General features: G+C 53.4%; 15 protein-coding genes. All 15 read right to left on the bottom strand.

Annotated features, from left to right (window positions below; genetic code table 11):
- Positions 1-111 precede the first annotated feature (111 nt).
- Complete coding sequence (gene murA / locus AC3WQH_RS05660) at positions 112-1437, bottom strand: UDP-N-acetylglucosamine 1-carboxyvinyltransferase (protein WP_007778456.1); 1326 nt, start codon at positions 1435-1437, stop codon at positions 112-114.
- 18 nt (positions 1438-1455) lie between these two features.
- Entirely contained in the window at positions 1456-2202 is a 747-nt protein-coding gene (locus AC3WQH_RS05655; protein ID WP_026557558.1) for a YwmB family TATA-box binding protein, read from the bottom strand.
- A 100-nt stretch (positions 2203-2302) separates the two neighbouring features.
- Positions 2303-2533 carry a DUF1146 family protein gene (locus AC3WQH_RS05650; protein ID WP_005831793.1) on the bottom strand — a complete coding sequence of 77 codons (231 nt, stop codon included), beginning with the start codon at positions 2531-2533 and terminating at the stop codon, positions 2303-2305.
- Between the two features lie 105 nt (positions 2534-2638).
- Positions 2639-4165, bottom strand: a complete 1527-nt coding sequence (nuoN, locus tag AC3WQH_RS05645; RefSeq protein ID WP_005831791.1) for an NADH-quinone oxidoreductase subunit NuoN — start codon at positions 4163-4165, stop codon at positions 2639-2641.
- A 3-nt stretch (positions 4166-4168) separates the two neighbouring features.
- Positions 4169-5710, bottom strand: coding sequence for a complex I subunit 4 family protein (locus AC3WQH_RS05640; protein WP_007778452.1), 1542 nt, complete (start codon positions 5708-5710; stop codon positions 4169-4171).
- Positions 5694-7616, bottom strand: coding sequence for an NADH-quinone oxidoreductase subunit L (nuoL, locus tag AC3WQH_RS05635; protein ID WP_492331937.1), 1923 nt, complete (start codon positions 7614-7616; stop codon positions 5694-5696). The genes AC3WQH_RS05640 and nuoL overlap by 17 nt, the downstream gene beginning before the upstream one ends.
- 26 nt (positions 7617-7642) lie before the next feature.
- On the bottom strand, positions 7643-7954 hold the full coding sequence (gene nuoK / locus AC3WQH_RS05630; RefSeq protein ID WP_005831784.1) for an NADH-quinone oxidoreductase subunit NuoK: 312 nt from the start codon (positions 7952-7954) through the stop codon (positions 7643-7645).
- A complete protein-coding gene (locus tag AC3WQH_RS05625) occupies positions 7951-8460 on the bottom strand; it encodes an NADH-quinone oxidoreductase subunit J (RefSeq protein ID WP_005831782.1) in 510 nt (169 codons plus the stop codon). Before AC3WQH_RS05625 ends, nuoK begins: the two co-directional genes overlap by 4 nt.
- A 1-nt stretch (position 8461) precedes the next feature.
- Positions 8462-8875, bottom strand: a complete 414-nt coding sequence (gene nuoI / locus AC3WQH_RS05620) for an NADH-quinone oxidoreductase subunit NuoI (protein WP_005831780.1) — start codon at positions 8873-8875, stop codon at positions 8462-8464.
- 110 nt (positions 8876-8985) lie between these two features.
- The gene (nuoH, locus tag AC3WQH_RS05615) at positions 8986-9996 is read right to left on the bottom strand and encodes an NADH-quinone oxidoreductase subunit NuoH (RefSeq protein ID WP_174435197.1); all 1011 of its coding nucleotides are present in this window, start codon (positions 9994-9996) and stop codon (positions 8986-8988) included.
- Entirely contained in the window at positions 9993-11141 is a 1149-nt protein-coding gene (locus AC3WQH_RS05610) for an NADH-quinone oxidoreductase subunit D (RefSeq protein WP_005831775.1), read from the bottom strand. Before AC3WQH_RS05610 ends, nuoH begins: the two co-directional genes overlap by 4 nt.
- 3 nt (positions 11142-11144) lie before the next feature.
- Positions 11145-12344 carry an NADH-quinone oxidoreductase subunit C gene (locus AC3WQH_RS05605; protein ID WP_492331936.1) on the bottom strand — a complete coding sequence of 400 codons (1200 nt, stop codon included), beginning with the start codon at positions 12342-12344 and terminating at the stop codon, positions 11145-11147.
- The gene (locus tag AC3WQH_RS05600; protein WP_005831771.1) at positions 12341-12859 is read right to left on the bottom strand and encodes a NuoB/complex I 20 kDa subunit family protein; all 519 of its coding nucleotides are present in this window, start codon (positions 12857-12859) and stop codon (positions 12341-12343) included. Before AC3WQH_RS05600 ends, AC3WQH_RS05605 begins: the two co-directional genes overlap by 4 nt.
- A complete protein-coding gene (locus AC3WQH_RS05595; protein ID WP_005831769.1) occupies positions 12850-13221 on the bottom strand; it encodes an NADH-quinone oxidoreductase subunit A in 372 nt (123 codons plus the stop codon). Before AC3WQH_RS05595 ends, AC3WQH_RS05600 begins: the two co-directional genes overlap by 10 nt.
- Positions 13222-13524: 303 nt before the next feature.
- A complete protein-coding gene (locus AC3WQH_RS05590; RefSeq protein WP_005831767.1) occupies positions 13525-14265 on the bottom strand; it encodes a DUF6042 family protein in 741 nt (246 codons plus the stop codon).
- Positions 14266-14277 lie beyond the last annotated feature (12 nt).

The following is a 14277-nucleotide window of genomic DNA, read 5'->3' as shown; positions in this document are numbered from 1 at the left end:
TGTACTGCCGCAGACCGATAGAACGAGAGAGTAAGAGAGTCGCGAGAAAAGAAAAAAGACCCCCTGCTTTCGCAGAGAATCTTCGTTTTTGTCATATAGCTGACACATTGGTTACGCAAAATTAGGAGAGAAGCTTACCTTGATCGTATCCGGTACTACCGCTTCGCGCTTTTTCTCCTCTGGGCCTACGCGCTCTACATCTGCCCCAAGCGCCAGCAGTTTTTCCGTAAAGTTCACGTACCCACGGTCGATATGATGGAGAGCCGTAACCTCTGTCTCCCCCTCTGACACCAAGCCAGCCAGCACCAATGCGGCACCTGCGCGCAAATCAGTCGCTGCTACCTTGCTTCCGGTCAGCTTGGAGCCGCCTTCCACAATCGCACTGCGTCCTTCGATTTTGATATTGGCATTCATGCGGCGGAACTCTTCCACGTGCATGAAACGATTTTCAAAAACGGTTTCAGTCACGATGCTCGTTCCTTCTGAAACAAGCAAAAGCGCCATCATTTGCGACTGCATGTCAGTCGGGAAGCCTGGATACGGCAGCGTCTTGAGATCGACAGCCTTGAGCGGACCAGTCCGGCGAACGCGAATGCCGTTCTCCTGCTCGTCTACCTCTACGCCCATTTCCCGCAGCTTGGCAGTGACGGATTTCAGGTGATCGCAAATCGCGCCTTCCACAAAGACATCGCCACCCGTAATCGCTGCGGCTACCATGAACGTTCCCGCCTCGATCCGGTCAGGGATGACGCAATGCGTGCAGCCCTTCAGCTTTTCCACGCCTTCAATGCGAATAGAGCCAGTTCCCGCACCGCGGATTTTTGCGCCCATTCTGTTCAGGAAGTTGGCCAGGTCGACAATCTCCGGCTCCTCTGCCGCGTTTTCAATCACGGTCGTGCCTTCGGCCAAAGCAGCCGCCATCATGATATTTTCCGTTGCGCCGACGCTTGCGATATCGAGGTAGATTTTTGCCCCTTTCAATCGCCCGTCTGCTTTCGCTTCAATAAACCCTTGTCCGATCTCGATTTTGGCTCCCATAGCCTCAAACCCTTTCAGGTGTTGGTCGATCGGGCGGGTACCAATGGCACAACCACCTGGAAGAGCGACACGAGCCTGTCCTTTTCTTGCCAAAAGCGGCCCCATCACCAGGAAGGATGCACGCATTTTGCGGACCAGTTCATAGGATGCTTCCACGCTGGTGAGCTCGGAAGCATGGATTGTCAGCACTTCATGATCATATGTAAGGGAGATTCCCATCGATTTCAAGAGGTCGCATATCGTCCTGACATCGTCGAGAGCAGGTACATCCGAGATCACGCATGTTCCTTCTTCTGCCAGGATAGATGCTGCAATAATAGGGAGTACGGCATTTTTGGCGCCAGATACTTTCACATTACCGGCCAATGCCTTACCACCACGGACAATAATTTTATCCAATGTGTACCCCTCCGCGTGCTAATATTCCACTGTGATGATTGGCGTACCTACAGTGACCCATGTGCCAGCATTGCCACTGTCACGGTGTGTCGCCACTTGCAGATTCATCTTTTGCCCGTTTAACGCGATGAATGGCTCCCACAAAGGGGTATGTCCGGAAATACTGACAACCGTCTCATCTTGTAAACGTTCCAATTCTGTTGCCTGGAGGGTAGCAAAAATCGACATAATTTTACCCCCCTGTTGGTCAACACTCATCTTAACATTGTACAATCCGCGAATACAAGTGCTAATTTGCGGAATAAAGTCGGCATTTTTCAGGGCTTTCGCGAAGGTTTCTTGTATCTGCTCAATATATAGTAGGGATTCACGGCTTCCGGATAATTGCAGCACTAGATATGTGTCAAACGAACCATTTTTAGGAACGCCTGTCACCTCGTAGCGCACCGAAACGCCGTTTTGCGTGTATGTAGTCCGATACATAAGAACGTTGCTGTTCTGCGATTCCCCGTCAAGGGAAAGAGGGATCTCCAGCTTTTTTGCCCATGTCCGTGCCAACTCTTTGACTTCTTCCGGACGCAGCACTTCTCCCATTGCCACACGCGCGCGTACCTGGATGGATACGCCCGTTGCTCCTGAATCTTCGAGCGTTTGCATTATCTTGCTCGCAACAGGTTTTGCTTCCGACGCCTGCGCAGGCATCCAGTACACAACACAAACTGCCAGCAATAGAGCAAGTACAAGCAGGCCAGACCATTTCCCCATTTAAATCCTCTCCCCATGTTTCATGGCTATCTCTTTGTACTTCTCATTTTGCACATGAAACTGGGTAGATATACCAGCAAACGCAATGAAGTTTGGTCAATCAGGAAAACAGGTTGCCGAAAGTCATGGACCAGCCCAAATAATCCAGGAAAAAGCGCGATACTTCGTAGCCGATCACGATCGACAAAAGAATTTGCAGCAGCTTGGCTTGCGCCCCCTGCGGATGCTTGACGATCTTTTCAAAGCGAAATGATTGCAGAGCCCACCAGGCGAGTGCAATGAATACAATCGACATGACGATGCTCAATACGCCGTACACTTCTTGCGGCATGGTTGTTCCTCCTCTTGCAAATCAGTAACCAAAAAAAGAAAAAGGGACAGCCCGAAAGCGAGCTATCCCTTCTATTGTACATGATGTAGCGTTCCGTTACGAGTATCACTGAAAGTTGGGAGGAAGCATGTTCCCAAAGTCAAACGACGGATTGAAATGAATCTGTACGTAATCGGTAACCAGACCCGGGAAGGCCCCGAAAAACACCGTCAAAAGAGCCAGGACGAAAACGAGAGTCCAGATGCCTTTTGGCACGGCGAGCGGCGCTTCGCTCGTCCCCGGACGCATGTACATCTGTCTGATAATCCCGAAGTAATAATAATAGGAAATGACGCTTGTGACGATCATGATCGCTGCCAGCCAGTAGTTTTCCTGGGCCAGAGCGCCCATGAACAGATAGAATTTCCCGAAGAATCCTGCGGTGACAGGAATGCCCGCCAGCGACAGCAGGAAAATGCTCATCGCAATCGCCATAATCGGCGAGCGGTGATACAAGCCTGCGAAGCCTTTGATCTCCTCTGTCCCTTGCTCGCGGGTGACAACCATGATGACCGCGAAGGCCCCGAAGCTGACGAGCAAATAGCCGAACAGGTAGAAAATCACTTCGCCGAAAAACAGCGTCGTCGGTGGCACGAACGGCACCAGCAAGTAACCCGCTTGCGCGATACCCGAGTAAGCCATCATGCGCTTGACGTTTGTTTGCCGCAGCGCCATCGTGTTACCGATAATCATCGAGGCTGCCGCCATCAGGCCGAGGTACAGGCTCCCTTCCTGGAAAAAGAAGCGGTTTGCCCCGTCGTTGACGTTAAAGAACGAGATCAGCAGGACGCGGAACAACAGCGAGAAGCCTGCCGCTTTTGATACGACCGCCAAAAACGCCGTGACTGGAGTCGGAGCGCCCTGGTACACATCCGGCGCCCACATGTGGTTGGGAGCCGCGGATATTTTAAAGGCAAGACCGACCGCCAAAAAGGCAAAGGCCATGTACACGAGGAACTGATAGCCGGCCATTCCGGCCTCTGCCAAGCGGAACGAGATTTCGTAAATATGCGTCGTTCCCGTCAGTCCGTACACGTACGACATCCCGAACAAGGTAACCGCTGTGGCGATTCCGCCCGAGACGACGTATTTGAAAGCCGACTCGTTCGACTGCAGCGACTTTTTCCGCAGGCCGACGAGCACATAGGACGACAGGGACAAAAGCTCAAGACCTACGAACAGCGTAATCAGATCGGCAGAGGACGCCATGACCATGGCCCCCAAAAGACCTGTCAGCATCAAATAATAGTACTCTCCCGTATGGGTAACCTCTCCCTTTTTCAAATACGAGAGAGAGATCAGGATCGCAAATGCCGTCCCGCCCAGGAAAAGCAGCTTGAACGCGTTGCCGTAGTCGTCAATGCGGATCATGTCCGCCATGTAGCTGTAGGGCTTGTCGAGCACATTGACGTTGACGAAGACAAAGACTGTCGCCAGCACTACCCCCACCAGGGACAGCCAGCCGATCACCTGCCTGCCAAGGCGCTTGCCCGCAAACAGGTCCAGGAGCGACAGAATCGTCGCAAATCCGAGAATGATAAATTCGGGCAGAAGGTAGCTCCAGTCATATGAGAAAATATCTTTTACGTCCATGGATTACCCTCCTATTCCCGTTACGATCGGTACGATCGTTTTCAGGGCCTGCTGCATCGGATTGCCCAAAATAGCCGGGTACACCCCGATGAGTATAATGAAGCCGAGCAGCACGACCATCGGAATCACTTCCATTGGCTGTGCGTCCGCAAGACCCGTAAAACGGCTTGGCGTAGGGCCAAATGTCGTCCGCAGGATCGCCCGTAGCAAATAGACGGCTGTGAGCACGATTCCGAGCGCCCCGACCGCGGCCAACACCGGCATCCGGCCGAACAGCCCGAGGAAAGCGAAAAACTCACTGATAAACCCGGACATGCCTGGCAGTCCCAGCGACGCCATCCCGCCAGCCAGGAAAATCCCGCTGACAAACGGCATGGATTTGGCCAAGCCGCCGAGCTCGTCGATCATCGAAGTCTGCGTCCGGTCCCAAATGACGCCGATCAGGAAGAACAGCAGCGCCGAAATAAAGCCGTGGGAAACGACCTGGAACATCGCTCCCTGAAAGCCGATCGAGTTCATCGCCGCAAAGCCAAGCAGTACGATCCCCATGTGGCTGATACTGGAATAGGCCAGAACCATCTTCAAATCTTTTTGCACAAAAGCGAGAACTGCTCCGTACAAAACGTTGATGATTCCCAAAACCGCCAGCCACGTCGAGAACTGATAGGCTTGCTCCGGGAAAAATCCGATGCCCATCCGCAAAAGTCCATAAGCCCCCATCTTCAGCAAAATGCCGGAGTGGATCATGACGATGGAAGGCGGAGCCTGTACGTGCACCTTCAGCATCCACGTATGGAACGGGAATACCGGCAGCTTGATGGCAAAGGCTACAAACAGCGCCAGGAACAGCCCGAACCGGATCGCTGGCGTCAGCGCGGCAGTGACCGGATGCTCCGGTGTCGTCAGGATCGCGGAAATCTGATCGATATTCAGCGTCCGCATCACGACGAAAATCATGATGAAAGCCAGGAGCATGATGCCAGAGCCGATTCCGTTGTACAAAAGGAACTTGTTCGCCGCATGCTCCCGCTCGCCATAGCCCCAGATGCCGACGAGGAAGTACATCGGCACCAGCGTCAGCTCGAAGAAGATGAAGAACAAAAACAGGTTATCGGCGGCAAACACACCCAGCATCCCGATCAGCAGCAGGTGGAACAGGATGAAAAATTCCTTCAGCCGCTTTTTGATCTGCCAGGAAGCGACCGCTGCCATCGTGCCGATAATCGCTGTCAGCAAAATCAGCGGCATCGAGATGCCATCCACGCCCAGCTCGTAGTTGATTTCAAACGCAAAAACCGTCCCCGTCTGCGCAAGTCCGATCGGGATGGAAATCCAGTCGTGGCGCTCGACAAACTGAAGATTGGACGTATCGTAATTGAAAGCTCCAAACATCCAGAAGGCCAAAATCAGCGGCAGCAAGGTTCCCAGTACCCCCACCTGCTTGATTGCCCCGAATCGGCGGCTCGGGATGAAGGCGATGATAAGAATCGCCAGGAGCGGCGAAAACACCAGCGACGACAAAAGGATATTAGCGCCCGAATCCAAAGAGTCCACCTCCCTCGACCGTCAAACTGATGGCGATAATCAACAGCAGCAGACCGAACAGGACCATCGCCCCGTAAGACTGGATCTGACCGCTTTGCACTCGCGCATGCAGGGAGCCGATCCCTTGTGCAATCTTGGCTGTCAGCCCAACCAGGCCATCCACCACGTACTTGTCAAACCCGTTCAGGAAAATGCCCAGCCAGCCGAGCGGCCGCACAACGACATAGTGATACAACTCATCCACATAGTATTTTCGGTAAGAGAGTCGATAGAGCCACGGCAGCGTTTCGGGAATGCTGTCCGGGGAAATCGACTTTTTGCCGTACATGAAGTAGGCCAAAATGACTCCGAGCACCGAGATGAGCAGCGCCACGATTTGCAGCCAGGACGCCGCATGCTCTGTTCCCTCTCCAAAAATGCCTGTGATCGCCGTTCCCGTGCCAGTAGACAAAAGCCAGTCAGACAGCAGCGGAGCGTATGGCGTGTTCACAAAACCAGCCACAACCGCAAGCAGCGCCAAAATTAGCAGCGGACCAGTCATGACGCCTGGAGACTCGTGCGCTTCGTGCTTGCCTCTGGCCTTTCCGGCGAACGTGAGGAAAAACAATCGGAACATATAGAATGCGGTAAAGAAAGCTGCAACGAGCGCAATGACCAAAAGATCGTAGCGATGCGCCCCATACACAGCGCCCAATATCGCTTCCTTCGACCAGAATCCGGCGAACGGAAAAATCCCCGCGATTGCCAGACATCCGATCAAAAAGGTCAACGCCGTAACCGGCATTTTTTTCCACAAACCACCCATCTCGAAAACGTCCTGCGTATGTACAGCGTGGATTACGCTGCCCGCTCCGAGAAAGAGCAACGCTTTGAAAAAGGCGTGTGTCATCAGGTGGAACGATCCAGCCACATAACCGGCAGCTCCGGCGACGCCGAGCGCCATCATCATGTAGCCCAACTGGCTGACTGTCGAATACGCCAGCACGCGCTTGATGTCCCGCTGTGTCAAACCGATGGAAGCGGCAAAAATCGCCGTGATGCCGCCCACATAAGCCACCACCGTCAGCGCTGTTTCTGAGGCGATAAACAGTGGATAAGTAGCCGCCACCAGATACACGCCGGCAGCAACCATCGTCGCCGCGTGAATCAGGGCAGACACTGGCGTAGGACCTTCCATCGCGTCAGGCAGCCACGTATGCAGCGGGAACTGGCCTGATTTGCCCATCGCCCCGATAAAAATCAGAATCGCGGCAACGGTAATCATCCACGGCTCCAGCCGTCCGAGCGCCACACTCTCAAAAATCGCCCCGTACTCAAAGCTTCCTGTCCACCAGAACAACAGACAGATCCCGATGAACAGTCCCAGGTCGCCGATCCGCGTGACAATAAACGCTTTTTTGGCCGCAGCCTTCGCTTCCGGCTTGAAGTAGTAGTAGCCGACGAGCAGGAAGGAGCAGACACCGACCAGCTCCCAGAAAATGTACACTTGCAGCAGGTTCGGCGAAATCACCAGACCAAGCATGGAAAACGTGAACAGCGCCAGGTACTGGTAAAACACCGGAAAACGCTCGTCGCCGTGCATGTAGCCTTTGGAATAAATCTGAACCAGCAGGCTGACCAAGGTCACGATGACCAGCATCATTGCATTGAGCGGCGTTACCTCGAAGCCCATGTTGATGACAATGTCACCGACGTGCAGCCACTCTACCACGTAGTTGTAGTCTGCTCCCCCATCCCGGAATCTCTGCCAGAAGGCGAGCACTGCGATCCCGAAAGAAACAGCCGTCAGCCCGATGCCGACGATGGCCGCTCCTTCTTTCAACTGGCGACCAAATGAAACGATCACGATGAAAGCAAGAAGCGGAAACAGAGGGATCAGCCAGGCGTAGTGCAAAAAAGTATCCATCTTTGTCCTCCTTATCAGGTCTCCATCTATCGTTTCATTTGGTCCATTTCATCCACGTTGACCGTTTCTCTGTTGCGGTAGAGCGCGATCAGGATCGCCAGACCCACTGCGACCTCGGCTGCCGCCACCGTCATGGTGAACAGCGTGAAAATTTGTCCGGCTACAGCGGGATACAAGCCGTATTTGGAGAAGGCGATCAGGTTGATATTGACCGCATTCAGCATCAGCTCGATCGAGAGCAGCACGACAACCGCGTTGCGCTTTGTCAGCGCTCCGTACAATCCGACGCAAAACAGAATCAGCGCGACCATTAAATAGGAGGTGATGCTTACCGTCATTCGTTATCCCCCTCCTTTTTCGCCATGATGATCGCACCGACCAATGCGACCAGCAGCAGTACGGACAACAGCTCGAACGGAATGACGTACTTGGTGAATACTTCAAGCCCGATTTCTTTGGCGTTGCTCACAGGCGATGCGGTTGGCGTCGGCGGTGCCGGCCACGGCGTGTTTTGCACACCCCAGAACAACAGACCGAACAAGCCGACGACAAAGAGCAGGATAAAGCGATTTTTCCACGTCCGTCCGGTTCCTTCATCCTGGGCATCGTGCTTAGTCAGCATGATACCGAACAGCATCAGGATGGAAATAGCTCCAGAGTAGACCAGCACCTGTGCTACCCCTACGAACTCCGCACCGAGCAAAACGAACAGTCCGGCGATGCTGATAAACGTAATCCCGAGCGAGATCACCATGTGTACGACACGCGTAAAACTAATCATGAAAACTGCGCCGCCAATCGTCAGGAGAGACAGGATAAAAAAGGCCACAAATTCGCCAGTCATGCTAGTTCTCCTCCCTGACGTTCGTATTGTTGTCATCCAGCCATTTCAGGTTTTTGTACAATTCGTCTCTGCTGTAGGCAGCCAGCTCGAAGTTGTTGGTCATCACAATCGCCTCGGTCGGGCACACCTCTGTACAGAGGTCGCACAGGATGCACAATTCGAAATTGATATCGTACGTATCAATAATTTTCCCCTTTTTCTCCGGGTCCGGATGGGGCTTCCCTGTCAGTTGGATGCACTCTGTCGGACAAATGCGCGCGCACTGGTTGCACACGATACATTTTTCCGGGGAAAAGTGCTGGACGCCGCGAAAACGTGGCGGCATGGGAAAGGGCACATCCGGGTAAAAATGGGTTATTTTTTTCTCCGTAAGCTTCTTAAATGTATATCCCAGGCCTTTGGCCAGTCCAAGCATGTATGTCACCCCTCAGATATTGAGAACTTGGCTTTCGCCTTGCCGATGGCGAAGCCTGCGCGTATAAACGTGGGACACCTAGCAGTTGCCTCGTTGCCGCGTAGAGCAGATTAGAACATGCCGTTCTGGTAGGAAACGACTACAGCCGTGAGCAAAATATTGAACAAGGCCACGGGCAGCAGAACTTTCCAGGCAAACGACATCAACTGATCGACCCGCAAGCGCGGCATTGTGGCCCGAAGCCAGAACTGAAGGAAGATATACAGCGAGAACTTGACGACAAACCAGACGATGCCCGGTATAAAGTCCAAAGCCGGAACAATGGGCAGCCAGCCGCCCAAAAACAAAATCGTAATCAACGTACCCATCCCGAACATGTAGACGTATTCCGCCAGCATGAACATGGCAAAGCGGAAGCCGGAATATTCGACGTGGTACCCTGCCACCAGCTCCGACTCGGCCTCCGGCAAGTCAAACGGCGTGCGGTTCAGCTCGGCCTGGGCCGCCACGATAAAGACGGCGAAGCCGATAAACTGCGGAACGATATTCCAGACATCCCGCTGCGCCTCGACAATTTCCCTGAGATTCATGCTGCCCGTCAACAGAACGACACCCACCACGGACATGACTAGCGGCACTTCATAGCTAATCATCTGCGCAGCAGAGCGGAGACCCCCGATCAGCGAGTACTTGTTGTTCGAAGCCCAGCCAGCCGTAATCACGCCCAGCACGGTAATTCCCGACAGGGCGATATAGTACAGAAGGCCGATTCCCAAGTCGGCAAACTGGATGCTTTCCGTAAACGGCATGACGGCCAAAACCGCGAAGGCAGGCGCATAGGCGAGAATGGGCGCCAGTGTAAACAGCGCTTTGTCCGCATGCTTCGGACGCGTATCTTCTTTCAGGAGAAGCTTGGTCACGTCAGCGACGGTTTGCAAAAGCCCGAGCGGACCTACACGATTGGGTCCGATGCGCAGTTGCATCCAGCCGATGACTTTGCGCTCGAAGTAAATGGCGTACGTTACGAAACCAAGCAGGACAGCCAGCAGGAGCACCGCCGCCACGATAAACCAGAGCGTGTTTCCCCATGAGGGGGCTTGCTGCAGAAGCGCATTCATCAACAGTCAACCTCCCCGAGCACGATGTCGATGCTGCCCAGGATCGCGATCATGTTGGCAAGGCTTTCTCCCTGCAACAGTTTGGGCAGAATTTGCAGATTGGTAAAGGACGGACGGCGGAATTTCAATCTCCATGGCTTATCCTTGCCCTGGCTGGCAATGTAGCAGCCGATCTCTCCCCGCGGGGATTCGATGCGCACATAAGTCTCGCCTGCTGGCGGCCGGATGACGCGCGGCACTTTGCCGATCACTTCGCCCTCGCTCGGGAATTGCTCCAGAGCCTGCTCCAAAATGCGCAGCGACTGTTCGATTTCCGCCATCCGCACCTGGTAGCGAGCCATGCAATCTCCTTCTGTTGCGGTCGGGATATCGAAATCGAAGCGGTCGTAGATGCAGTAAGGCTCATCCTTGCGCAAGTCCCACTTGACTCCGGTGGCGCGGAGCATGACTCCGGACAACGAGTAGTCGAGCGCCGTCTTGGTGTCGAATGTGCCGATGCCTTTGATCCTGCTGATAAAAATTTCATTTCCCGACACCAGTTGATGGTAGTTGTTTAGTTCTTTCTTCATGTATTGGACGAATTCCTTCGCCTTGTCGATCCAGCCTGGAGGCGCATCCCATTTGACGCCGCCAATCCGCATGTAGTTGAAGGTCATCCGCGCCCCGCACAGCTCGTTGAACAGGTCGAGAATCATTTCGCGATCGCGGAACGCATACAGAAACGGGCCCATCGCGCCGATGTCAAGCAGGTATGTTCCCCACCAGACCAGGTGGCTGGCAACCCGGTTCAGCTCCATGGCAATCAGCCGCAAAAACTGGGCACGCTCTGGTATTTCCAGTCCCATCATCGTTTCCACTGCGTGACAAAGGACGTAGTTGTTGGTCATGGCGGACACGTAGTCCATCCGGTCTGTGTAAGGGATGATTTGCGTGTAGTTCAGGTTTTCCGCCAGCTTTTCTGTGCCTCGGTGGAGGTAGCCCATCACCGGAATCGCTTCCTTGATGGTTTCCCCGTCGATTTTGACGACCAGACGGAAAACGCCGTGTGTACTCGGATGCTGTGGCCCGACGTTCAAGAGCATCTCTTCCGTGCGAATGCCCGTTTCAGAAGAGGTATCGACATTTGTTGTGAGGATGTTTTGGTTCATCTGTTAAACCTCCTCGTCGTATTGCACATAGTCTTTTCGCAGCGGATAGCCTACCCAATCATCCGGCAGCAAAATTCGACGCAAATCGTTATGTCCCGGGAAATGAATCCCCAACAAGTCAAAGGTCTCTCTCTCGTTCCAATTTGCGCCATGCCATATATCCATGACAGACGGGACAGATGGCTGTTCCCGGTTTGTTTTGACTTTTACAGCCAAACTTTGTCGGTTTTTGTAGGAGTAGAAGTGGTAGTAAACCTCCATCCGGTCCTCATAGTCGACACCGTGCAAATCAGATAAGTAATCGAATGCCAGCGGCTCGTCTTCCTTCAGAAACCGGGCGATTTCATGCCAGCGCTCTACCGGGATCACCAGCGTCGGGACTTCCTTGCCCAGCTCGTTAATGTAGGCGGCCTCCAGTACTTCCTTGCCAAACACTTCTGTAATACGCTGCACGTACTTGTCGAGATACGGCTGATTTTTGGAAGGAGCTTTTGGCGCTTCCTCCGCAGCCGGAGCATCTCCCTGCGCAGCTTTCGCCTTCGCTGCTGCTGCGGCTGCGGCCTTGGCTTTTGCAGCGGCTGCTGCTTTTGCCTTGGCGTCGTCATCCCCGCCTTCTGCTGCTTGCCCGCCTGCTTCCCTGGCGGCCTTCGCCTTCGCTGCTGCCGCGGCTGCGGCCTTGGCTTTTGCGGCAGCAGCCGCTTTTGCTTTCGCATCCGCGTCGGCACCGTCTGCTGTCGGAGCAGCATCACCTTGCTGGGCAGCCTCTTTGGCTTCTTTCGCAGCTTTTGCCTTCGCCAAAGCTTCAGCAGCGGCAGCTTTTTTCGCAGCGGCTTTTTCCTCTGGCGTCATTTCCGAGACGGGCTTTGCGGCTGGTGCTGGCTCGGCTTCTGCCTGCGGCGCTGTCGGTTCTGTTCGGGCTTCTTTGGCTTCTTTCGCGGCTTTGGCCTTTGCGATTGCCTCAGCAGCGGCTGCCTTTTTCGCAGCGGCTTTTTCCTCTGGCGTCATTTCCGAGACGGGCTTTGCGGCCTCTGCTTGCGATTCTGCTGCTTGGGCTTGCGCGGGAGCTTCCTCGGCTTCCGGTTCCGGCTGTGGAGCCTGCCCTTCCTGTTCTCTTAATTTTCGCAAAGCTTCAGCCTTGGCACGGGCTTCAGCGGCGGCCTTCGCTTTTTCCTCCGGCGTTGGCTTGCGTTTTTCGTCGCTCATTGACTGGTCACCCGCTTCCCAGTCTTCGCTTCGTAGCGAATTTTTTCCTGGAGCTTGTTGATTCCGTAAATCAGGGCCGCTGGGTTAGGCGGACAGCCCGGAATATATACGTCGACAGGAACGATCTGATCGACACCTTTGACCACGCTGTACGAGCGTACGTAAGGGCCTCCCGCCGTCGCACAGGACCCCATGGCGATCACCCATTTCGGCTCAGGCATCTGATCGTACAAACGGCGCAGCAGCGGAGCCATTTTTTTCGTGACGGTTCCAGCGACGATCATGACATCGGATTGTCTTGGCGATGCCCGGAAGATCACGCCGAACCGGTCCAGGTCGTAACGCGCTCCACCTGTTCCCATCATTTCGATGGCGCAACAGGCCAGACCAAAAGTCAGCGGCCAGAGCGAGTTGCTGCGGACCCAGCCTTTTACCGTTTCCAATGTCGTAAACATGACGTTGCGATCGAGTTCTTCTTGCAATTCAGGCGCAATGCTTGTCAGATCTAGTTCCATTCCAGCACCTTCTTTCTCCACGCGTAAATCAACCCTACTACCAGCAAGGATATAAAGATGACCATCTCGACCAGGGCGAACAGCCCCAGCTCTTTGTAAGCGACGGCCCACGGGTACAGAAAGAGCGTTTCTACATCAAAAATGACAAACATGAGGGCGAAAATGTAATACTTCACGTTGAAGCGTACCCAACTGTCACCAACAGGAATGTTACCGCTTTCATATGTGGTTTGCTTCTCCCGTGTCGGTTTCTTTGGACGCAGTAGTGGACCAACGAAACTGACCGTAGCAACGGGCAACAACACACCCAGAATCAAAAAGATCGCGACAATAACATAATTGTTGGTATAGATCTCATTCACCCACGTTCCCTCCGCTCGTAAGAAAGATTTGAATCTGTCTTGCGCTGCCCTCCGGAAGAAGTAATCACTTCATCAAAGGGGTACTGCTCGCAGCATCGCAGATGAAGGTATGAACGTTGTCGCAGCCCGATACTGCTAGAAAAAAATACCTTTATCATTATATCAAATTGCCAATTAGGTGTCTAACGAAAGCCTTCCTGTAGTGCCATATAAAGGGAAAAACTCAGAGAAATCTCCCTAAGTTTTTCCAGCATCATATAATAGCCAAACGAATATGCCCGTCTGGCTCTCTTATTCCGTTGATTATTGAACGTTGCTTGAAAACTGCTGACCGAGGAAGTCCTCGTAAATGCGCTCCCATACGATAGTGAAGTTCAGCTTCTCATCGTCTGGCAGCTCCAGCATGTTCTCAATCGCTTCTTCCATGTACGGAGTCAGCTTAATCAATACTTCAGCAAGCATTTGATCGTTTGTGTTCAGCATTTCTTTCATTTCTGCCTTGGAGATGCTGAACGTGTTTTCTTCGCGTTCATGCAGCATCATGACCAGGCGGCTGAAAATAGGGTGCACCAGCGCTTCCAGCTTCACATGCGCCAAAGCCAGCGATTCCACCTCGCTCAGCTTGAACAGTTGGGATGCATCTGGGAACGGATGGATCGGTATATCCCACGCATCCTCGTTGTCTATGACCAGACCCCATTTGACGAAAAGCTGGATCGCTTCCGCACGGGATGTCGGATAATCGTAGTCGGAGCGTTTCAGGAACGATTTGAAGCGGTTCAGCAAGTTGACATAGCCCTCGTAGTCCGCTTCTGATTTAAAAGCTTCCTTCACAGGCTCGGAAAACGTGCCTTTCAATGCTTCGATTTCATCGAGTCCTTTTTCCATCTCCGCTTTTGTTTCGTACTCTGTGACGACAAAACACAGGGACTGGAACAGGACATTCATTTCATGAGACAGCACGCTCGACCAGCCGTTGGCCGTAAAGCCGCTAGGAATCACTACGCCATCCTGATTGTGGCGAATATCGCGAATGGTTTGCATCAGTTACACTCT

It is taken from the genome of Brevibacillus sp. FW301-21C12A (assembly GCF_058788915.1).
This window is presented reverse-complemented; position numbering and strand designations above follow the sequence as displayed.